At 70.3% G+C, this 21,109-nt stretch carries 18 protein-coding genes; 10 read left to right on the forward strand and 8 right to left on the reverse strand.

Annotated features, from left to right (window positions below; all coding sequences use genetic code 11):
- The 4 genes from P0R32_RS14865 to P0R32_RS14880 are packed head-to-tail and all read left to right on the forward strand — an operon-like array spanning position 1 to position 3,417.
- The gene (locus tag P0R32_RS14865) at positions 1-915 is read left to right on the forward strand and encodes a branched-chain amino acid ABC transporter permease (RefSeq protein WP_276237813.1); all 915 of its coding nucleotides are present in this window, start codon (positions 1-3) and stop codon (positions 913-915) included.
- Positions 912-1,955 carry a branched-chain amino acid ABC transporter permease gene (locus tag P0R32_RS14870; RefSeq protein WP_276237814.1) on the forward strand — a complete coding sequence of 348 codons (1,044 nt, stop codon included), beginning with the start codon at positions 912-914 and terminating at the stop codon, positions 1,953-1,955. Before P0R32_RS14865 ends, P0R32_RS14870 begins: the two co-directional genes overlap by 4 nt.
- A complete protein-coding gene (locus P0R32_RS14875; protein ID WP_276237815.1) occupies positions 1,952-2,716 on the forward strand; it encodes an ABC transporter ATP-binding protein in 765 nt (254 codons plus the stop codon). Before P0R32_RS14870 ends, P0R32_RS14875 begins: the two co-directional genes overlap by 4 nt.
- Positions 2,713-3,417, forward strand: a complete 705-nt coding sequence (locus tag P0R32_RS14880) for an ABC transporter ATP-binding protein (protein ID WP_276237816.1) — start codon at positions 2,713-2,715, stop codon at positions 3,415-3,417. The genes P0R32_RS14875 and P0R32_RS14880 overlap by 4 nt, the downstream gene beginning before the upstream one ends.
- 13 nt (positions 3,418-3,430) lie before the next feature.
- On the opposite strand, the gene P0R32_RS14885 is transcribed toward P0R32_RS14880, so the two are convergent.
- From P0R32_RS14885 to P0R32_RS14895, 3 genes are all read right to left on the reverse strand, one after another.
- The gene (locus P0R32_RS14885; protein WP_276237817.1) at positions 3,431-4,270 is read right to left on the reverse strand and encodes a VOC family protein; all 840 of its coding nucleotides are present in this window, start codon (positions 4,268-4,270) and stop codon (positions 3,431-3,433) included.
- A gap of 115 nt (positions 4,271-4,385) precedes the next feature.
- A complete protein-coding gene (locus P0R32_RS14890) occupies positions 4,386-6,884 on the reverse strand; it encodes an efflux RND transporter permease subunit (protein WP_276237818.1) in 2,499 nt (832 codons plus the stop codon).
- Positions 6,881-9,850 carry a COG1361 S-layer family protein gene (locus P0R32_RS14895; protein WP_276237819.1) on the reverse strand — a complete coding sequence of 990 codons (2,970 nt, stop codon included), beginning with the start codon at positions 9,848-9,850 and terminating at the stop codon, positions 6,881-6,883. Before P0R32_RS14895 ends, P0R32_RS14890 begins: the two co-directional genes overlap by 4 nt.
- Before the next feature lie 210 nt (positions 9,851-10,060).
- Here P0R32_RS14895 and P0R32_RS14900 point away from each other — a divergent pair, with 210 nt between their 5' ends.
- On the forward strand, positions 10,061-11,338 hold the full coding sequence (locus P0R32_RS14900; RefSeq protein WP_276237820.1) for a DUF6498-containing protein: 1,278 nt from the start codon (positions 10,061-10,063) through the stop codon (positions 11,336-11,338).
- Between the two features lie 42 nt (positions 11,339-11,380).
- On the opposite strand, the gene P0R32_RS14905 is transcribed toward P0R32_RS14900, so the two are convergent.
- The 5 genes from P0R32_RS14905 to P0R32_RS14925 form a co-directional block, all read right to left on the reverse strand.
- On the reverse strand, positions 11,381-12,214 hold the full coding sequence (locus P0R32_RS14905) for a bacteriorhodopsin (RefSeq protein ID WP_349770202.1): 834 nt from the start codon (positions 12,212-12,214) through the stop codon (positions 11,381-11,383).
- Between the two features lie 82 nt (positions 12,215-12,296).
- Positions 12,297-12,596 (reverse strand): DUF8036 family membrane protein, encoded by a 300-nt coding sequence (locus P0R32_RS14910; RefSeq protein ID WP_276237821.1) that lies wholly within the window; start codon positions 12,594-12,596, stop codon positions 12,297-12,299.
- A 7-nt stretch (positions 12,597-12,603) separates the two neighbouring features.
- The gene (locus P0R32_RS14915) at positions 12,604-12,921 is read right to left on the reverse strand and encodes a winged helix-turn-helix domain-containing protein (protein WP_276237822.1); all 318 of its coding nucleotides are present in this window, start codon (positions 12,919-12,921) and stop codon (positions 12,604-12,606) included.
- 90 nt (positions 12,922-13,011) lie between these two features.
- The gene (locus P0R32_RS14920; RefSeq protein WP_276237823.1) at positions 13,012-14,523 is read right to left on the reverse strand and encodes a molybdopterin-dependent oxidoreductase; all 1,512 of its coding nucleotides are present in this window, start codon (positions 14,521-14,523) and stop codon (positions 13,012-13,014) included.
- Between the two features lie 132 nt (positions 14,524-14,655).
- Positions 14,656-14,910 (reverse strand): hypothetical protein, encoded by a 255-nt coding sequence (locus tag P0R32_RS14925; RefSeq protein WP_276237825.1) that lies wholly within the window; start codon positions 14,908-14,910, stop codon positions 14,656-14,658.
- A gap of 269 nt (positions 14,911-15,179) precedes the next feature.
- Here P0R32_RS14925 and P0R32_RS14930 point away from each other — a divergent pair, with 269 nt between their 5' ends.
- Genes P0R32_RS14930 through P0R32_RS14950 form a run of 5 tightly spaced genes read left to right on the forward strand, consistent with a single transcriptional unit; the run spans position 15,180 to position 21,103 of the window.
- Positions 15,180-16,076, forward strand: a complete 897-nt coding sequence (locus P0R32_RS14930; RefSeq protein ID WP_276237826.1) for a hypothetical protein — start codon at positions 15,180-15,182, stop codon at positions 16,074-16,076.
- A gap of 15 nt (positions 16,077-16,091) precedes the next feature.
- Positions 16,092-17,432: a lipopolysaccharide biosynthesis protein gene (locus P0R32_RS14935; protein ID WP_276237827.1), complete on the forward strand. Its 1,341-nt coding sequence runs from the start codon at positions 16,092-16,094 to the stop codon at positions 17,430-17,432.
- Positions 17,429-19,462 carry a glycosyltransferase gene (locus P0R32_RS14940; RefSeq protein WP_276237828.1) on the forward strand — a complete coding sequence of 678 codons (2,034 nt, stop codon included), beginning with the start codon at positions 17,429-17,431 and terminating at the stop codon, positions 19,460-19,462. The genes P0R32_RS14935 and P0R32_RS14940 overlap by 4 nt, the downstream gene beginning before the upstream one ends.
- The gene (locus P0R32_RS14945; protein WP_276237829.1) at positions 19,459-19,656 is read left to right on the forward strand and encodes an HVO_A0556 family zinc finger protein; all 198 of its coding nucleotides are present in this window, start codon (positions 19,459-19,461) and stop codon (positions 19,654-19,656) included. The genes P0R32_RS14940 and P0R32_RS14945 overlap by 4 nt, the downstream gene beginning before the upstream one ends.
- The gene (locus P0R32_RS14950; protein WP_276237830.1) at positions 19,649-21,103 is read left to right on the forward strand and encodes a sulfatase-like hydrolase/transferase; all 1,455 of its coding nucleotides are present in this window, start codon (positions 19,649-19,651) and stop codon (positions 21,101-21,103) included. The genes P0R32_RS14945 and P0R32_RS14950 overlap by 8 nt, the downstream gene beginning before the upstream one ends.
- The last annotated feature ends 6 nt before the right edge of the window (positions 21,104-21,109 follow it).

The raw sequence follows: 21,109 nt of genomic DNA on the forward strand, positions 1-21,109 counted from the left end.
ATGGGACTGTCCCAGAACGTCGTCTTCGGACTGGTCACCGGTTCGTACATCGCCATCGCGGCGATCGGGTTCACCCTGATCTACGGAATCGTGAACATGATCAACTTCGCCTACGGCGAGTACCTCACGATCGGCGCGTTCCTGGGGCTCCTCGCGGTCACCATGCTTCCGGTGCCGCTCCCGGTCGCCGTCCTCCTCGCGATGGCCGGCGGCGGCCTCGTCAGCCTCGCGCTCGCCCGTGGGTTCTTCACACCGATCAACCAGACGGGGCCGGTGCCGCTCCTGCTGACGTCGATCGGGCTCGGAATCGCGCTCCGGAGCGCGATCCGGCTCGTCGCCGGACGCAGTGCTCGCTACTACGACACCGAGACCGTGACGTATCGGTTCGACTCGCTCCCCGATCTCTCGGTCGGGTCGGTCGACCTGCTCGGCGGGTTCTTCGTCACCTCCGAGCACCTGATCGTGATCGGCACTGCCGTCGCCGTGTTCGTCGTCCTCCACGCCTTACTGACGCGAACCGACGTCGGGATCGCAATGCGCGCGATGGGTGACGACGAGAGCCTGGCGCGGGTTCGCGGTATCGACACGCAGTTGATCCGCGATAGCGTCTGGGTGCTCGCCGGCGTCCTCGCCGGACTCGCGGGCGTGCTCATGGCTATCCAGACGAACGTCAGCTCAGACACCGGGTTCAGCCACATCCTGCAGATACTGTCTGCCGCCATCCTCGGCGGCGCGGGGAGCCCCTACGGAGCGATCCTCGGCGCGTACGTCATCGGACTCGTGCTGGCGCTCTCGACGGCGTTCCTCCCGTCCGGGATGACCGGGCTGTCCTCGGCGGTCGCGTTCGTGATCCTCGTGGCGGTGCTGCTGGTCAAACCCAGCGGGATCGCTGGCAAGGAGGTGCGTGAAGCGTGAGCGTGCTCGATCGGCTTCCGTCTGACCACGCCACGCAGGCGTTCCTCGCAGGAGCGATCTGTCTGGCCCTCGGCGTGCTGTTTGCGGTCACACCGCTGCGGGCGCAGCTCCCGAACGCGCTGTACGTGTTCATCGAGGTCGGGACCCTGTTCGTCATCTACGGACTGTTGGTGCTCGGCCTCGACCTGCAGTACGGCCACACCGGCTTGGTCAACTTCGGCCACGTCGTCTTCTTCGCCGTCGGTGCGTACACGACCGCGATGCTGTCGGCCCAAGAGACGTTCGCGGGGATCGGCTTGGGCTACCCGTGGCCACTCGCGCTGGTCGCTGGCGTGATCGTGACCGCGATCGTCGGCGCCGGGGTGGGCGTCACCTCGATCCGGCTCCGCGGCGACTTCCTCGCGATCGTCACCCTGGCGACCGCCGAGATCTTCCACTCGCTGTTCGTCAACTTCGAGGACATCTTCGGTGGGAACGTCGGGATCCTCGGCGTTCCCCAGCCGATCGCCGAGGTCGCCACCAACGGCGACACCAGGATGGTGGCGACGCTGTTGGTGCTCGGTGGGATCACCCTCGTGACGCTCGCGGGCATCACCCGCCTCACAGAGGCGCCGTACGGGCGCGTGCTCCGTGCGATCCGGGCCGACGAACTGGTGACGCGATCGGTCGGCAAGTCCACGCTCACCTACAAGATGCAGTCGTTCGTCTACGGCGCCGCGCTCGCCGGCCTCGCCGGTGGGCTGTTCGCGCTGTACAACGGCGCGGTCGCGCCCGGCTTCTTCACCATCCAGGTGACGGTGACGATCTGGATCGGGATGCTGCTCGGCGGCGCGGCGAACCACCGCGCGGTGCTCGCCGGCCTGGCCATCATCATGGGCCTCCGACTCGCCTCTCGCTTCGCCTTGGACGCGACGCCGGTGGGCGCCGACGTGTTCGCGTCGCTCCGGCTCATCGTCGTCGGACTGATCTTGGTCGCGGTGATCCGCTATCGCCCCGCCGGGATCTGGGGGAACGAGCAGGAACTGGGGGTGGACTCGTGAGCCTCCTGTCGATCGACGGCCTCGTGAAGGACTTCGGTGGCCTGCGGGCGATCGACGACCTGTCGGTGTCGGTCGAGGAGGGAGAGATCGTCGGCGTGATGGGCCCCAACGGTGCGGGCAAGTCGACGTTCTTCAACTGCGTCAGCGGCGTCATCACCCCAGACGACGGGTCCGTCACCTTCGACGGGACCGACGTGACCGGGGAGGCGCCCGAGACGCTCGCTCGGCGTGGGCTGGTGCGGACCTTCCAGCACACCCGAGAACTGGAGACGATGACCGTCCGCGACAACGTCCGGCTCGCGGCGCCGGACCACCCCGGGGAGCGCACGATCCCCGCACTCGTTCGCGGTGAGTCGATGCAGGCACACGAGGAGGCCGTCCGAGAGCAAGCAGAAGAGCTGATCGAGCTGTTCGAGCTCGACCACCTCGCCGACGACTACAGTGGAACGCTCTCGGGCGGGCAGCGAAAACTGCTCGAACTCGCGCGGACACTCATGCTGGAGCCCGATATGCTCCTGCTGGACGAACCGTTCGCGGGCGTCAACCCGACGCTCACCCGCGAAATCGCAGACCACATTCGCGATCTCAACGAAGGGGGAATGACCGTCGTCATCATCGAACACGAACTCGAGACGCTGACCGAACTCGTCGACCGACTCGTCGTGCTCCAGCAGGGGAGCCTCCTCGTCGAGGGCGACCCAGACGCGGTGTTGTCCGACGAGCGCGTCATCGAGGCGTACCTCGGGGGCGAGGTCGAATGAGTCTCCTCGAGATATCCGACCTCGACGCGGGCTACGGCGACCTCCAGGTGCTCTCTGGGGTCGAACTCTCCGTCGAGGACGGCGAGTACGTCACCATCGTCGGCCCGAACGGCGCCGGGAAATCCACCGTGATGAAGACCGTCGTCGGGATCGCCTCACACCAGAGCGGGTCGATCAGCTACCGCGGGACGGAGATCGCCGGAACCTCTCCCGAGGAGATCGTTCGGGAGGGGATCGGCTACGTTCCGCAGACGGACAACGTCTTCCCGACGCTGACGGTCGCCGAGAATCTGCGCCTCGGCGCGTACGTGCTCGACGGGGTGCCGGCCGATCGGAAGCGAGACGTGTACGACCGGTTCCCGGCGCTCGCGGAGCGGCCCGACGAGGAAGCCGGTTCGCTCTCGGGCGGCCAACAGCAGATGCTCGCGATGGGGTGTGCGCTGATGCTCGACCCGGATCTGATCCTGTTGGACGAGCCGTCGGCGGGTCTCTCGCCGGACCTGGTCGACGAGATGTTCGACCGGGTCGACGAGATCAACGACGCCGGCACGACGGTGCTCATGGTCGAACAGAACGCGAAGGAAGCGCTGCGGCGCTGCGACCGCGGCTACGTGCTCGCCAACGGCGAGAACCGGTACGAGGACGACGGAGACGCCCTGCTGTCGGACGAGGAGGTCCGGCGGCAGTTCCTCGGCGGGTGAGCGACCCGCGTCCTCAGTCGGTCGCCTCGGCGATCCCGAGGTAGCGACGGCCGATCGGGTCGGTCACTGGCAGCCAGTCGATCCGGCGGTCGCCGAGCGATCCTTCGGTACAGTCGTCGAATCGGGTCTCCGCACCAGCGTCGTACGCGAGCACATACGCGACTGGAGCGGGACCGAACTCGTCGACGCGCTCGGCGAACCAGTCGTCCTCGCTCGGCTGTGCCAGCGCGACTGGCTGGTCGGGGAAGACCGCCACTTCGGCGGCCACCTCCCCGAACTCGCTTCTCGTGGGCGTGGGCAGGTCGAACGCGTCGGTGAACCGCTGGACTGCGGCGTCGAGATCCGGGACGCCGACGACCACGGTGTCGACCCCGTGGATCGGCGACGAACCCAGGGTACCGGTGGGCTGGACGCGGCGCTCGCGCGGCGTGCGGTCCTCGATGAGAAACGGCAGCGTCGACCCCGGGTCGCCGTCGCCGAGGTACGTCAGGTCCCACTCGACGAGCGTCCCGTCCTCCCGTGTCCGTTCGTACGCGGCGGGGCCGTCGACGCGGACGCCGCGCTCGTCGAGCGTCGCCGTCGCCGCCTCGATGTCGTCGACGCCGATGGCCCACGCGCACGGCCCGCCGTCTCGACGGATCGCGTCGTCCCACCACGGAGACTCCGTCTCCGACTCGATCGTGGAGATGAGTTCGATGTAGCTCCCGTCTCGAAACCCCACGATCGCCATGTGGGTCACGCCGTTGGAGTGCGCGCCGCCGTACTCGACCGGGAATCCGGCCGCCTCGAACGCGTCGACGAGCGACTCCAGGCTCCGCCCTGCGACCGTCACGTGGTCTACCCGTAGGTCCATACAGAGACGGCGAATCGAGCGATCATATGCGTTGTGGGGACGGCGAGGGCTCGACAGACAGCTGGCGCCTGGCCCCGACGCGACGCGCGCGACGGTCGCGTCCTCGACCGCGGCGCTAGCGCCCGACGACCACGTCCTCCGACCCACCCGCTGGCACGTCGACCCCGCCGCGCCCGACGACCTGGTTCCACACCACCAGCACCGACGGCGTGAGGAACACCGCGGTGAGGTACGAGTAGAAGATCGACAGCGCCGTGAGCACGCCGAACTGCCCGAGCACGGGCGTGATCGCGAACACGAGCACGCCGATCCCGGAGGTGGTGGTGAGCATACTCCCGGCGAGCGCACTCCCGGTTCCCCGCACCGCGTCGTCTAACGCCTCCTCCAGTCCAGTCGTGTGGCCGTACTCGTCGGCGAACCGGTGGACGATGTGCGCGGAGTAATCGGTGCCCAGCCCGATCGTGATCGAGAGGATGGTGGCGGTGAGCGCGTTCACCGGGAGGTTCAGTGCCCGCATCGACCCGACGAGGAAGCAGATCGCCACGACGATCGGGACGAGGTTGACGACGCCGAGCGAGGGGCGCCCCTCCAACAGCCAGTAGATGGCGACGAGGAACACCGCCGTCGCGCCGAGCGCGACCGCGAGGCTGGACACCGCCGACGCGAGGATCACGTCCGAGACGGCCTGGAACACGATCGTCTCCCCCGTCGCGGTCGCCTCGAACCGGTAGCGGTCTTCGAGCGTCTGCCCGGTCTGCGTCACCTCGGCCTGCGACGTGTCGGCCTCGATCTGGTAGACGACACGGGCGGCGCGGCGGTCCTCGGTGACGTACCGGAGCGTCTGGTCGCGGGCCGGCGAGTCCAACAGCGCGTCGTAGATCTGGTCGAGGTTGTCGTCGGGGATGCCGTCGTCGTTCGCGTCGTTGCGCTCGACGAGGCGGCGGAACGACGGCGAGGCCGCCGACCGCGACTCGATCACCCCGAGGATGCTCTGGGTCTCTGCGCTCCGGTTCTCGGCGACCACCACCGCAGGGGGCTCCTCAGACGCCCGCGCGAACGACTGCAAGGCGTAGTCCTGCTCGAGGTTCCCTTCGACGTAGATGGTCACGGAGTCGCCCTGCGACTGCTCGAAGTTCGCTTCGAGGAAGTTGATCGTCCCTGTGACGGTGTAGTCGCTCGGGCGGAACGGCTCGGGGAGGTCCTCGAAGACCGCCGGCGTCTCCTCGGGCGGGAGGAAGTCGTCCTGCGAGAACGACGTGTCGACGCCGAGACCGTAGACGCCAGACGCCGCCGCCATGAGGACGACGAGCGCGAAGAACGCCCGCGGCGCGCGGCGCGCGACGAACAGCCCACTGGCAGAGATCCGACCGAGGAGCGACCCCTCTGCCCCCAGCGGGCGCTCGCCGAACGTCGGGAGGTTACGGCGTTCGCGGACGCGGTCGGAGAGCACCTTCAGCGCGGGGAGGAACACGCCGAAGATGAGGAAGGTGAACGTGATGCCGACGGCGGCGACGATGCCGAACTCCCGGATCGGGGCGAGGTCGCTGGTGACGTTCGCGGCGAAGCCCAGCGTGGTCGTCCCGGTGACGATGAAGAACGCGACGAGCAACTGCCGGTTCGCCACCGACATGGACGATCGGATGCCGTTGCCGGCGACGCGCTCCTCGCGGTAGCGGTTGACGCTGTGGATGCCGAAGTCGATGCCGACCGCCAGCAGCAGCGGCGGGACCGCGATGAGGAGTTGGGAGAACGGGATGCCCACGAGGCCGAGGAAGCCGAACGTCCAGACGAGCGTGATCCCGAGCGCGACCAGTCCCAACACGAGGTCGACGGGGTCGCGGTAGGCGACCACGAGGAACACGAAGATGAGACCGATGGACGCGGGCAACACGAGGATCAGCGAGTCGAAGACGACGTTCGCGAACTCCGCGGAGACGAGGCCACCGCCGAACACGGTGATGTCGCCGCCGACGGTCCCGACGATGTTCTGGGCGCGCTGTTGGATCGAGGTCAGCGGGCTGTCGGTGCCGGCGCCCGCCGAGCCGCCGGTGGCGCCGATCGGTTCGTGGACGACGACCGCGACGGTCGCGCTCGCGCGGGCCGCGCTGGGGTTGAAGTCGTCGCTGAGTTGGCTCGTGAACGACTCACGCTCGGCGGCGGCGCGAACCGCCGCGTCGATCTCACGGGGCGTCGCGGCCTCCACAGCGCGGATCTGCGCGTCGAGCGTCCGCGCGCTCGGGTCGAGCGTGGTGGCGACCACCGACGCCGCGCTCGACGTGGAGACGACCCGCAGGGCGGGCGTGTCGGCGAGGCGTCGCTGGGCCTCCAGCATCCGCAACAGCGCCGGCTTCGCGAGCACGTTCGGCCCACGCTGGATCAGTTGGGTGCTGCCGGAGCTCGCCGCGAACGTCGGCGAGAACTCCTCGTCGACCGCCTCGAACGCCCGCTGCGCCGGGAGGTCCTCGGTGAACTGGCTCGTCCCCGCGTCCGTCGAGACGCCGCCGAGCCCCACCGCGAACCCCGCCGTGAGCACGAGGAACACCGCGACGACCACGCCGGGTCGGTCGACGGTCGCACGCGAGACGGCGTCGACGGCGCGCTCGTACGCCCTCATCCGTCGGTCCCGGGCGGCCCGTCGTCGCCTCCCTCGTGTCCAGTCGACGCGTCGTCCGACTGCTGGTCGGGAGTGTGCGCCTCGGAGACGACGGCCCGCTCGAACGCACCCCACGCAGTCTCGCTATCGCCGTCAGCCTCGGCGACAGTGGCGCGCTCGAACGCACCCCAGCCACCATCGGCAGGGCCACCACCGTCGTGTCTCGCCGACCCCTCGTTGGACTGGCTGTCGGCAGTGTCGACCTCTGCGACGGCAGCGCGCTCGAACGCACCCCACTCGTCGTCGGCATCGTCTGGTTGGTCGACGCCACCGTCGCCAGCGGTCTCCGAGGCGCCAACCTCGCCAGTCGCGGCCGGACCCGGGTCGTCGCTCCCGCCGTCTTGTGTCGTGGTGGGGACATCCCCTCTCGGCGCGGGCGAACTCCGACCGCCAAGCCGGCGCCGGAGGAGGAACGCGGCGACGAGGAGGATGACGAACCCCACGAGCACGGGGACGAGCCAGTCGGGCAGTTGCTGTGGCGCCGGTTGGACGACGCCCACGCCGACGTTCACGGGGTCGGAGAGTTCGGTGTCGCCGTCCGGCGTCGTGTAGAGGAAGTCCACCGACAGCAGGTACGGCTTCTCGGCGGCGCCGCCGGCGGCCGACACGGTGAACTGAATCGTGACGGACTCGCCGGGCGCGAGCGACGAGACGAACACCTGGTCGTCGTCCACGGACAGGGGGTCGTCGGCGAACGCCTTCGCCCGGATGTCGGTGAGCGGGACGCCGCGGGTGTTTGTCAGCGTGAGTTCGACGACGTCGCTCTCGCCGGCGGTGACGGTGGCCGAGCGGTCGTCGACGGCGAACGGGTCGCGTGCGGGAGCGATCTCGACGTCGGTCGTGAGCGGGTCGCTCTCGCGCCGGTCGCCGTCGTCGTCCGTGTACGCGACGCGGTACGACAACTGCCGGGTTCCGGGCCCGGCGTTCTCTGTGATCTCGATCGGGAGGTCGAAGGTGGCGGTCGCGCCGGGGGCGAGTTCGCCGACGGCGGCCTCGGTCTCGATGGGGGCAACGTTCTGAGCCTCGGTGACGAGCGTGACGCCGACGGCGCTCACGGCCGTCGGCCCGGTGTTGGTCACGGCGACGCGGACGCGGCCCTCCTCGCCGACCCGCAGCGTACTCTCGACGGTCCGAGCGTCGAACGTCTGCTCGGAGACAGGCGTGGCCCCGAACGCGAGCGCGTCGGAGCGCCGCTGCTGTCCGTCCTCGTCCTCGAACGCGACCGACGCCTCGAACGCGTACGTCTGGCCGGCGGTGTCCTCGCCGGCGCGGACGCGGTAGGTGACGATCCGGCGCTCGCCCGGCTCCCACCGACCGACGAACCGGGTGTCGTTGAGGCCGTCGCCGACGAGGAGCCCCGAACTCCGCGACGCCAGCGAGACGGTGGCGTCGGTGAGCGTCTCGTCGCCCCGGTTGACGACGGTGAGCACGAGCGGGCCGTCGTCACCCGCCTGGAGGCGCGCGTCGACCGCCGTGAGTTCGAAGCGCGCCGTCTCGCTGGACACGTCGACGATCAGGTCGATCGGGTCGCTCTCGCGCCGGTCGCCCGCGGGCGTGACGTACTCGACGACGACGGTGACGCGCCGCTCACCGGGCTGTGCGGTGTCGAGCACCGACACCGGGAGCGAGAAGTCGGCGTCGTCGTCCTCCTCCACGTCGCCGAGCACGGTGACCGGGTCGCGCACCCTGACGTTTTCGTCCGTCTCGACGACGCGTATCACCGCCGCCTCGACGTCGCGCGGCCCCTCGTTCTCGACGGTGCCTGTCACGCGGCCCTCCTCGCCGACGCGGAGCGTGCTCTCCACGTCCGTGACGGTGAACGACTGCTCGCCGTCGGGTTCGACGGAGGCGACGAGCACGGTGGAGGTCTGTCGGTCTCCGTTCTCGTCGGTGTACGACACCGTCACTTCCAGCGGGTACTGCTGGCTGGCGGCGTCTGCCGACAGCGTCGCGTCGACCGTGACCGTCTCGCGGTCGCCGTCGTCCCAGTCGCCGACCGCGCGCGTCGCCTCGCCGTCGCCGCCGAGTCGGAGGTCGTCGTTCGGCGACCGCACCGTCACGGTCGCGTCGCGCAGGTCCTCTTCGCCGACGTTCCGCAGTTCGATATCGACCGGCCCCGTCTCCCCGACCTGCAGGTCCGAGTCCACGTCGGTCACCCTGAAGCGACCATCCTCGGTCACCACCAACTCCACGTCGAACGTGTCGCGCTCGAACTCGCGGTCGCTGTCGTCGTCGGTGATCTCTTCGGTGTAGTCGTACTCGACGGTCACCTCCAGGTCGTACACACCCGGATCGGCGTCTTCGTCGACCTGGATGGCGAAGCCCGCCTCCGCGACCGACCCGGCGGGGAGGTCACCAAGCGCCGTCTCGGCGGTGTTCACCGTGACTGGTGCGTCACCGTCGTCCAGTTCGACGCGGACGTTCCGCGCCGTCGTCACCGCCTCTTGGCCCGTCGGTGGCGTGTCCAGCCCCTCGTCGTCGACGGTGCCGCCGTTGGCGATTTGGACGGTGAGGCGCCGCTCCTCGCCCGGCGCGACGGTGTTGTCCGGGAGGAACACGTCGACGTCGGGTTCCCCCTCGACGGTCACGGGCGTCGGCGTCGCTGTCGGCGTCGCTGTCGACTCGCCGTCGTCGCTGTCGGAGCCGTCGCCGTCGGAGCCGTCGGTCCCGTCGCTTTCGGAGCCGTCGCCGTCGGAGCCGTCGGTCCCGTCGCTTTCGGAGCCGTCGCCGTCGGAGCCGTCGGTCCCGTCGGAGCCGTCGTCTGTGGTGTCGTCGTCACACGAGTGGCTCGACTCCTCGGTCATCGTCGAGTCGGTGCAGTCGCCACCCGCGGCGACGGTGGGCACGCCCGGCACGACCACGGCGACCGCTCCGGTGACGAGCAGCAGCGTGACGAGGAGGACGCGGCCGCGGCGCTGGCGACTCATCGTCTACACCACGTCCGCGAGTCGGTCTGCCGACACGGCTCACGGTCCGCTTGCCCGCGATTCACGACGCGTGTTCGCTCCGCCGCTCGCTTTGTAGTACGCCGGCTTACCCGGCACGAGTGTGGATAACCCGGGAGTAAGTCGGTCGTAACCAGCGGTCGGGGCGCGACGGACCGCAGGCTGTTTCAGCCGCCGTCCGATCGGTCGACTGTGCGCCCTCCATCGGTTCCACGCTCTGGACTCCTCGCGGTCCTCGCGTCGACGCTCGTCACACCCGTCGGCGTGCTCGCGCTCGGCTGGTCGACGACGGTGTTGCTCGGCGTGTTCGTCGTCGAGGTGATCGCCGTCGTCTGGTGGTCGGTCGCGAAGATCCCGTTCGCCGCGAAGCGACCGAACGCCGCCGTCGACGACGACCGGCTGTTCGGCCCGTTCCAGGCGAAACGCGGCGAGATCGACCTCCCCGGACCGCTCCCGCCCGTGTACCCGCGGAACCTCCCGACGCTGGTCGTGGTCGTCTGTTTCCTCGCGCCGCTGGAGACGATGGTGGCGCTGGCGGTGTTCGGCGTCGCCGCGCCGCCGGCCACCGAGGCGGCGGCCGGACAGTTGGCGGTCGGTGGGCTGGCGGTCGTCGTCGGGCGCGGGTACGAGACGTGGCGCGACTACTTCCACGACGGCGGGTATCGCGACCACTCGGCGCGATCGGTGTTGATCCTCCCACTCGTCCACCTGCTGGGCGTCGGCGCCTTGTTGTTCCTCGCCGCGCTGGTAGACGGGTCGGGCGTCGCGGGTGACGTCGTGCTCTGGGCGATGATCGTCGGGAAGCTCGCGTTCGACGTCCGGTCGCTCCAGGTCGAGCGCGACCCCGACGACCACGGCTGGCTGTACCGCGTGTTCGGCAGCGAGGCGACCGAAATCGAGCCAGAGCCGGTCGCCGTCCCCGACGACGACCCCACCGTCACCGCCCGCCCGCCACGGCTGGTCGGCGTCGTCGACGCCGTCGCCCGCGGCGTGACGTACTCGCTGTCGAGTGCCGCCCTCGCTGCGTGGGTGCTCGCCGCCGTGTTGGTCGGTGTCGGCGCCGCGTCGCTCGCAGTGTGGCCGCTGCTCGCGGCGGTTGGGGTCGGCGCGTTCCGCACACTCGGTCGTTACCTCGCGTACGGGAGCGTCGAGTACCGCGTGTACGACGACGTCCTCGTGGTGTATGACCGACTGATCGGCGAGCCACAGGCCCGCGTAGAGCGTACCGGCGTCACCGACGCCGCGGTCGTGCGCGACCCGCTAGACCGGCTGTTCGGAACGCACACGCTGACGATCGCCGGGGCCGACGACGGCGACGAGCGCCCGCCGCGGTCGAGCCTGCTCCCGGCGGATCCCGACGCGGTCACCGACGACGCCGCGAACGCGAATCGCTCCGTGCGAGTGGCCCACGTCATCGAGCCCACGGCGCTCGCGGGCGCGCTCGGGGTGTCGTGGCTCCTGGAGCGGTGAGTCGCGGACGGCGGGGCGGACCTGCCGACCCGGGTCGGAGGCTCAGTCAGCGGCGGGCGACGCGCCGCCGGTGGACTCGCCGGCGGCGGCGACGGTCCCCTCGTTGTCGGCGACCCACCGGAGCAGGAGGTACGCAAACACGTACTTCGCGACCACGTCGAGCCCGGAGTACGCCCACGAGGTAACGCCGACCGACTGCACCAGCGCGAGGCCCTCGACGCCGAGCGCCCACACGATCGGGTAGCCGAGCCAGAGGACGACCGTGAGCGCGCGGAGCGTGTCGAATATCTCGCCGGCCCCGGCAGCCGTCGCGGCGTCGGCCCACTCGGTGAGCAGTGCGTACAGCACGACCGCGAAGAACGCACAGCTGATCAGGTAGAACACCCACCGGAGGAGGTACGAGGAGGTGATCAGCGCCGCCGCCAGCCCCGTGACGCACATCGCGATGTCGGCGACAATGACGGTGAACAGGCTCCCTCGGTCGACATCGGCGAGCAACCCGAGCGCGAGGAGGATCATCGGCGTCGACAGCGCCCACGTGAGGTACCGTCCCCACTGGCTGAGCACCTCCTGTCCGCCGAGCGGGTGGCCCGCGGGCATCTCGATCAGGCCGACGGTCAGCCCTGAGACCAGCGCCGTGTAACTCGACAACGAGATCAGCGGGATCATGAGCGTCGCCGCCCAGATGAGCTTCGCCCGCGGCGTCGACACGCCCCGCGCCAGATACACGAACAGCAGTGTCGACAACCCCGCGAGCGCGATGTTCACCCACAGTGACGAACTGAGGAGCGCGTCGTTCTGGATCTGGGAGAAGACATCCGATTGACTCACCTGGAGGAGGGTCGCTCCGGGTGCCGTACTGAGTCCGAGTTGCATCGGATCGTCCTACGGGCCGAATTGTTATGAAACTAACAAGACTCCGTGTCGTCGTGGTGCCAGCAGACGGTCGAAAACGGGGCTACCGCATCGAGACGACCGTGAGGAACACCAGCGCGACGAACTGGAGCGCGCGCATCGCCAGCACCGTCGACTGCGCGAGCGTCGATCCGGCGTACAGCATCCCCATGTCGAAGAAGAAGAACAGCGCGACGAGGTTCTCGACGAGCAACACGAGCGCGAAGCCGATCAACCCGAGCGTCAGCGGGGTGCGGAAGGTGAGGTAGTTGCGCCCCCAGACGGCCAGCAAGGCCACGAGGAGGACGACGTTCAGCGCCGAGAGGGCGCTCGCGACGGTCAACAGGTCGGTCATCTGGGCCATTGTGTGGTCACTCGGTGGTGTCGTGGGTGTCGGCGTCGGTCGGCTCGCGCGGTTCGATCCGGTCGGTGATGCGCTCGAACGCCTCGCGGTGGCGCTCGAAGCGGTCGGTGAGGAAGTACAGTTTCCCGTAGTCGTCGCCGCCGGGTTCGACGACGTCGTGGTCGACGAGCATGTCGAGGTGGTGTCGGACGGTGTTGTAGTCCACGTCCAACTCGGCGGCGAGGCGGTTGGCGTTGCGCGGCTGCTCGTCGAGCAACCGGATGATCCGGGCACGGTTGGCGCCGCCGCGCGTGCCGGTCAACAGGTACCACAACGCCTTCTCCATCCTGACTCTGGGAATATCTCGGTGGGAGTGTCGTAAATCGTTCGCCGTCGCGACGGCGAAAACCCGCCGCCAGTGTCGGGGTCGCGCCGGTCACGCGCCGACCGTCCGCGACACCCAGCCGGACGGCCCGTTGGGGAAGGCGCGCCGCTCGTCTTCGGGCTGCAAGGTCCCAGTGCCGTCGGTCGCACGGACGACTACCTCGTGTTGCGTACCGGGCGAGTCGTACCGGTACACCCACTGGCGCCACACGTCGTCGCCGGGGAGCGGTTCCGACAGGTCGGCGTCGGTCCACGTGTCGCCGCCGTCGGTCGACACCTCGACGCGCTCGATGCCGCGGGTGCCGGCGTAGGCGTGGCCGCCGACCTCGATCCGCCCGTCGTCGAGGCGGTTCACCGCGTGGAGTTTCGCGACCGTGTTGACGGGTCCGGTGCCGTGCCAGCCGCGCTCCTCCCAGTACCCCTCCATCTCCTCGTCGAGGATCTCGATCTCGGTGAGCCACTTCACGTTGATCTCCCCCCAGTGCCCCGGAATCAGCGCCCTGACGGGCGCACCGTGGCCACGTGGGAGGTCGGCGCCGTTCATCCCCCACGCGAGGAAGCCGTTGCGGAGGGCCGACACGGAGAACTCCTCGTAGAAGCCGTCGGCGGCGCGCAGCATCACGTAATCGCCCTGCAGGCCCGCGTCTTCGAGGATCTGCATCAGCGGGGTGCCCGTCCAGAGGGCGTTGTCCATCTTCATCCCGTTGAGCGACTCCCCGACACAGCGGAGCGTGTTGAAGCGGTGCTCGGTCGGCATCGACGTGAGGTCGTCGTAGCTGTACTCGCCGGCGTTCTCCACGGCGCCAGTGACCGAGAGCGTCCACTCGTCACGGTCGGGGTCGGGGTCGACCTGGTTGATGTCGACCTCGTAGAACCGCTCGCTGACGAGCGGTTCGATGCCCTCGACGGCGAGCGAGCGCTCGCGCGCCAGGTCGAGCAAGCGACCCACCTCGGAGTCAGCGGGGACCGTGGTCGTGCCGTCGCCAGCGGAGACCGTCCGCCTCGTGCCGATGACGCCGCCCGCCAGCGCGAGGCCGACCGCCGCCGCGATGCTGCCGAGGGCCGTCCGGCGAGCGGCGGCGTCGGGAGACTCGCCGCGGCCGGCGAGGGCGGCGAGCGTCAGCGGGACCGCGGCGCCGACGGTGGCGCCGACCGCGGAGGTCGCGTCGCCAGCGAGGCCGACTGCGAGGACGAGGACCGCCACCAGCGCCAGCACCGACCCGGCGACCGTGGCGTCGAGTCGGTCGCCGTCGGCGGCGGTCGCCGCGCGGCGGACCGCCCAGACGACGACCCCGAACAGGAGGGCGGTGAGGGTGAGCGCCAGCAGGAACGCGATGCTGTCGCCGACGTCGCCGAGCAGGAGGATGGAGTACCGGACGACGACGTCCGGCGTCACGGCGACGACGAGTCGCGCGACCGGCGCGGCGACGAACGCCGGGAGGCGCCCGACCGCCGCGAACGACCCGGCGACCGCACCGACGCCCGCCGCCAGCGCGACGAGCAGCGCCGGGCCGTACTCTCGGGCGGCGTCGACCGCCGCCGCGGTGCGTGGGGTGTGGTCCATACCAGAGCGGACGGCGGGTGGAGGGATAGCGGTTTTTCGAGATCCGTTCGGTGTCCGGGCGAACTCCGTGCAAACTCCGTTCAAAATCGGTGCCGTCGGGCGGTTTTTGTGCCGAGCGTGGCGTCGGCTCGCTCAGTTCCCGAAGTTGTACGTCGTGACCTGTCCGTCGACGCCGATCTGGAGGTTGTCGACGTGCATCGTCGCTGGCCCCCAGCCGGAGCCGACGCCCACGCCGAAGCCGAATCGGATCGTCGCGTCGGGGTACAGTTCGAGCAGGCGCGTCCAGGTGACGGGCTGGGAGATGCTGCCCTCGCCCAGCGGGGCTGTGCCGGGGCCGGCAACGAACGACGCGGCCGCGCTCTCGGCCTGCGCGACCTGGTAGAACACGGGCGTGTCGCCGGGTGATATCTCGGGGCGCGCTCCGTGAGAACGTGGACTATCGACCCCGAGGGCGACGGTGACCCGTCGGGCGTGGCCGTGAGATGTCACTGCCGAGATCACCTCAACCAGCAATAAATTCTACCCCAGATGATGTAGCTATTCCGACGGTACCCGTGTAATTTAATTACCCCGTTTTCGTAGACCCACTCGCAACCGAGTACAGATACATGGGGGGGAGCACACAGCAGCGCAGACAGCGACTGCTAACGGCAGTAGTGGTATCAATACTGATAACATCGGTCGTCGCCTTCGCAGGCACCTCTGCGGCGGTGCGGACGACCGTCGACGGCCCCGATCAGGTGACGAAAGGCGACAGGGTCGAGTTCACGTCGACGGCCGACGTCCGCGACGACGAGCGCGTCCCGGTCGAGAGCCTCACGCTGACGATTCGGCCCGAAGACTCGCCGGACGAGGAGGTTCGCGTGACGGTCGCGCCGAACGGCACCGTCTTGTCCATCTCGCCGTCGACCGGCGTGGTCGGCCAAGGCGAGATCCGTATCGAACAGCTTCGTCGGTCGCTCGACGTCGCCGTCTCCGGCACCGACGGCGCGTACGGCTACGGTTACGGCTACCAGGGCGGCATCGACGAGCGCGCCGGCGAGAACGGTTCCGACGCCACAGTCGGCTACGGCTACGGCTACGGCGACACGTCGATCACTGTCGAGGCCGCCTTCAGTTCCAAGGCGCTGAAGCACGGGAACTACGAGGCCTTCCTCACGGTGAACACCGGCGACGAGCGCGACCAGTTCCGCTCGAACGTCGAGTCGTTCGAGGTCCTGGTCCCCGGGAACGGCTCGCCGCCGGACAACGGCGAGGGTCCCGACAACCGACCCGGTGACGACGTGAACGAGGCGTCTGACGACTCCGAGGACGACGACTCTGACGAGGTCGACTCTGACGATGAGGACTCCGAGGGAGACGACTCTGACGAGTCCGAATCCGAGGACGACGACGCCGAGGAGCACGAGTCCGACGAGGACGACGCCGACGCCGAGGACGACGACCGCGGCGAGGGGAACGGACCACCCGAGAACCCCGGAGCCGGCAACGGCCCGCCCGCGCACGCGAACGGCAACGGACCGCCCTCCGACGTCCCGCGAGGCGGACGCTAGCTGACGGGAGCCACCATGACAGACCAAAATACGCTCCCGTTCCAGCGACTGCTCCGTCGATTCGCACGCGCCGTCCGGGCCGTCGGCACCGACGACCTCGTCCACCACGGCGGAGTGATGGCCGCGGCGACCGTCGTCGCCGGCGGCTTCAACTACGGCTACCAGGTGTTCGTCGGCAGGTACCTCGGCGCCGAGGCGTACGGCGCCTTCGGCGCGCTGTTCGCGCTGTTCTACCTGCTGCACGTCGTCGGTCGCGGCGTCAGGTTCAGCGCCTCGCGGTTCGCCGCCGAACTCGATGGACCCGACGAGCGCGCCGCGTTCTACCGCGGCTTCCTGCTGCGCTCGGTCGCCCTCGGCGTCGGCGGCACCGTCCTGCTCGTCGCCGCCAGCCCCGCCATCGCGGGGTTCCTGGGCCTCGACTCCGCGGCGCCGGTGACGGTCGTCGCCGCCGCCATCGGCGTCGAACTCGTCCTCACCGCCAACCAGGGCACCTTGCAGGGGCTCCAGCGGTTCGGCGCCCTCGGCGTCTTCAAAGTCGCGCAGGCGGCCGTGAAACTCGCGCTCGGCGTCGCGCTCGTGCTCGCCGGCTTCCGGCTGTACGGCGCCTTCGCCGCCGTCGTGCTCGGCTCGGCGGTTGTCCTCGTCGCCTCGACGGCGTACCTGCTGCGCGAGTTGGGGACGGCCTCGGCGGCGCAGACGGCGTTCCGCTACCGCCGGGCGTACCGCTACGTCGTCCCAGCGGCCATCGCCGGCTTCTGTCTCACCGTGCCGGCCAACGCCGACGTGGTCGTGGTGAAGCACTTCTTCCCGGCGGTCGACGCCGGCCACTACGCGGCTGCCTCGGTGCTCGGGAAGGTGCTGTTGTTCCTGCCGATGGGCATCTCGACGGCGCTGTTCCCGAAGGTGACCGCCGACCACGCCGCCGCCCGAAGCGAGCGGCTCCACGCGCTGTTCGACCGCGCGCTCGGGTACGCGGCGCTCGTCGCCGCCGCGGGCGCCGTCGGCTTCTGGCTCGTCGCCGAGGAACTGCTCTTGCTCGCGTACGGCCCCGAGTTCGTCGCCGCCGCGCCGCTGGTCCGCTGGTACGGCCTCGCCATCTCGGCGGTCGTGCTCGCGGTCGTCGTGCTCAACTTCGAGTTGGCGCGCGACCGGACCGGCTACGTCTACCTGTTCGCGCTGGGTTCGGTCGCCGAACTCGCGCTGATCTGGACGGTCCACGACACGCTGATCCAGGTCGCCCAGCTGGTGCTCGTCGCCAACGCGGCGCTGTTCCTCGCCGGCTTGGCGACGGTGAAACTCGACCTCGACCTGCACCCGACCCGCCTCACGAACGCCCTCTCGACCTCGAACGAATGACCGACGACACACACACAGACGAGACCGCCGCCGCACAGCCCACAGAACACACGACCGACCGCTCGGTCGTCGTCCCGGTCTACCGGGAGCGACCCGACGTGTGGACGGGGCTCGTCGAGCGCCTCCTGACCGCCGGGTGGGACGAGGTCGTCGTCTGCCTCGACGCGCCCGACGACGACGCTCGACGCGCCGCCGAGCGCGTCGCCACACACGACGGCGTTGCGCTGGCCGTCAGCGACGAGCGTCGCGGGAAGGGGGGTGCCCTCCGCGCCGGCCTCGCGGTCGCCGACGGCGACGTACTCGGCTACGTCGACGCCGACGGCGCGGTCGCCGTCGAAGCACTCGACCGCCTGTACCGCACCGTCGAGTGGGGAACCGCCCCGGTCGCCGCGGGGTCGCGCGACGCCGGCGACGCCGACCGCGAGGGACAGTCGCTCCTCCGGCGAGCGCTCGGGTGCGGCTACCGCCTGCTCGCTCGCGGGGCGACCGGCGTCCCGGTCACCGACTTCCAGTGCGGGGCGAAGGCGTTCCGCCGGGAGGTGTGGACCGCCGTCGCCGACGACATCGACGAGACGGGGTTCGCCTTCGACACCGAACTGCTCGCGCTGGCGCACCGTCGCGGCTTCGAAATCCGCGAGGTCCCCATCGCGTGGAACGACCCCGGCGAGAGCGACGTGGACGTGGGCACCGACGTGCCCGCCCTCCTCCGCTCGCTGGCGCGGATCCGGGGCACCCTGCGGGAGACGCCGCGGGCGATGCCGGACGGCGGCGCAGGCGTGGCGGCCGACCCCGAGCACACGAACGCCGACGGCGGCGACGAGGCCGACGAGGCCGACGACGCAGACGACGACCCGATGCACGTCGCGCTCGTCACCTCCCACCCGCCGAACCGTGGCCACCTCGCGGAGTACGGCGAGGAGTTGGCCCGCTCGTACGCCGCCCGCGACGACACCGAGGTGACGGTGCTGGCGCGCCGGACCGACCGCGCGCCCAACGTCGAGGACCGCGGCGACTACGAGGTGCGGCGCGTGTGGGAGCGCGACTCCGCGCGCTCGGCGTGGCGACTGCTCCGCGAACTGCGCTCGGACAAATACGACGCCGTCCAGTTCAACCTCCACATGACGTACTTCGGGACGACGAACGCCTACCGCTTCCTCGGCCTCGCGCTCCCGCCGCTGTGCCGGGCGACGCTGGACGTGCCCGTCGTCACGACGCTACACGACCTGCTGGAGATCGTCGAGGACGACCACGTCGACGACACCGTCGGCACACTCGAACGCGTCGGCGCGCGGGCGGCGACCCAACTGGTCCTCCTGTCGGACGCGACGACCGTCACCGCCGCCGAGTACCGCGACATCGTCGCCGAGCGCTACCCGCTGGGCGACCCGGTGCACGTCCCGCACGGGACGTTCAAGCGCGCCGACGGCGGGACGGTACCGCTCGACCCGCCGCTGCGACTCCTCGTGTTCGGCTTCCTCGGCCCGACGAAGGACATCGAGACGACGGTGCGGGCGTTCCGGCAGGTCCGCCAGGCGGTCCCGGACGCCGAACTCGTGATCGCGGGCGGCTCCCACCCGGACTACCCCGGTCACCGTGAGGAGTTGGAGTCGCGCTTCGGCGAGGAACCGGGCGTCGAGTTCACCGGCTACGTCGAGGAGGACGAGTTGGACGACGTGTGGGGGTCGGCCACGGCGGTGCTCATGCCGTACCACACCTGCACGGGCGTCAGCGGCGTGTTCCAACTCGCGAAGTCGTACGGCAAGCCCGTCGTCGCCTTCGAGAACGAGGGGATGCGCACCTCGACCGTCGAGACGGGCGGCGACGCGGCGTTCGTCAACCCCGGCTCCGCCACCTCATTGGCCGACGGCATCGTCGACCTCTGGGAGGACCGCGAGCGACTCCGCGACATCGCACACACGAACGCCGCCGCCGGCGACGCCGTCAGCATGGCCGAGACGACCGACCAGTTCGTCGACCTGCTCACAGCGTCGTCGACCGCCGTCGCGACCGACGGAGGTGAGGAGGCGTGAGCCAGCAGTCGCACGAGCACGAGCGCGACCGCCCGACCGGTGCGGACGTGCTCGACCGACTCGCCGGCGACACCTGCGTTCAGCCGACGTGCGACGGGACCCTCGACCGCCAGCCGTTCAAGGGGACCGACGCCGTCGTCTGCGACGACTGCGGGACGCCGCCCGTGCGGGTGTGGGAGGTGGCCGATGACTGACCGCGGCGGCGACGGCGACGGCGGCGCTCGCGAGGCGTCCGACGGGGACGAGGCGTCGGGGTCGGCGTTCGACGACGTCACCCGACGGCTCGTCCAGCGACTCCCCTACGGCGTCAAGCGCCTGCTTGCGGTGCCGTACAACCACGTCCAGCGCGTGCGGGCCGACCGCGCGTTCGCCCGGCGGGCGCGGGAGTTCCAGTCGCTGACGCCGGGTGCCGACGCGCCGCGCCACGTCGTCTGCGTCGTCGTGGACGCGCTCCGCGCGGACGTCGTCGACGCCGAGACGACGCCGTTCCTCGCCGACCGACGCGTCGCCAGCGCGGTCACCCCGTCGCCGTGGACGTTCCCCGCCGTCACCTCGCTCGCGACGGGGCGGTACCCCCACGAACACGGGTCGATGCGGCAGTCGGACGACGTGGACCGCGGCGCGACGGACCTCGTCATCCCGCCGACGCTCCCCGACCACGAGCGGACGCTGCCGGAGGTGTTCGCCGCCGCCGGCTACGACACCTACGGCGGGTTCGCGTTCCACATGCCGTTTTTCGCGCTCGGCGGGCGATTCGCGACGAACCGCGTGTACGACGACGCACCCGCCGACGACGTGCTCGGCGACTTCCTCGACTGGTTCGACGGCCGCCGCGACGGGCGCACGTTCTCGTACGTCCACCTCGGCGACCTCCACGAACCGGTCGACCCGCCGGCGCCGTACTGGGACCGCTACGACGTCGACGACTCCATCGAGGGGATCCGGCGCTGGCGCTTCCGCGAGGAAGCCCACCCGGGGCACGAGGGGGAGCGCTACCGCGACCACCGGCGCCGACTCTACCGCGCGGCGGCCACCCACGTCGACGACCGACTGGCCGTGTTGCGCGAGCGCCTCCCCGACGACGTGGCCCTGCTCGTCACGGGCGACCACGGCGAGGCGCTGTGGGAGCAGACGTCGCTCGACCGGCGGACGTTCCACGACTCCCGACCCGCCTACGGCATCGACCACGGCGGCACGCCGTTCGAGGCCATCGCACGCGTGCCGCTGGCCATGGAAGGCGTCGACGTCCGCTCGGGCGGCGGCACCCCGTCGCTGGTCGACGTGGCGCCGACCCTGCTCGACGCGCTCGGGCAGATGGAGGCGCTGGCGACGACCGGGTGCTCGCTGTCACGGGGCGTCCCCGGCGACCGCGTGCCGCTCGTCGAGGCCGCGCGCTACGGCCACGAGAAGAAGGCCGCCTACCGCGACGGCTGGAAACTGGTCGTCTCCCGCGGCGACGACGCCGCCGTGGGGTTCGACCTCCCCGACGACCCCGGGACGACCGCCCGCGAGGCCGACCTCCCGGCGGACGTGGAAGCGGCGCTGTACGACGCGCTCCCCCCGTGGCCGGACGGGAGCGACCCGGAGCGACGCGTCTCCGGCATGGCGCAGCAACGACTGGAGGACCTCGGCTATGTGTGAGGTGAG

Source organism: Halobaculum marinum (assembly GCF_029338555.1).
GTDB lineage: Archaea > Halobacteriota > Halobacteria > Halobacteriales > Haloferacaceae > Halobaculum > Halobaculum marinum.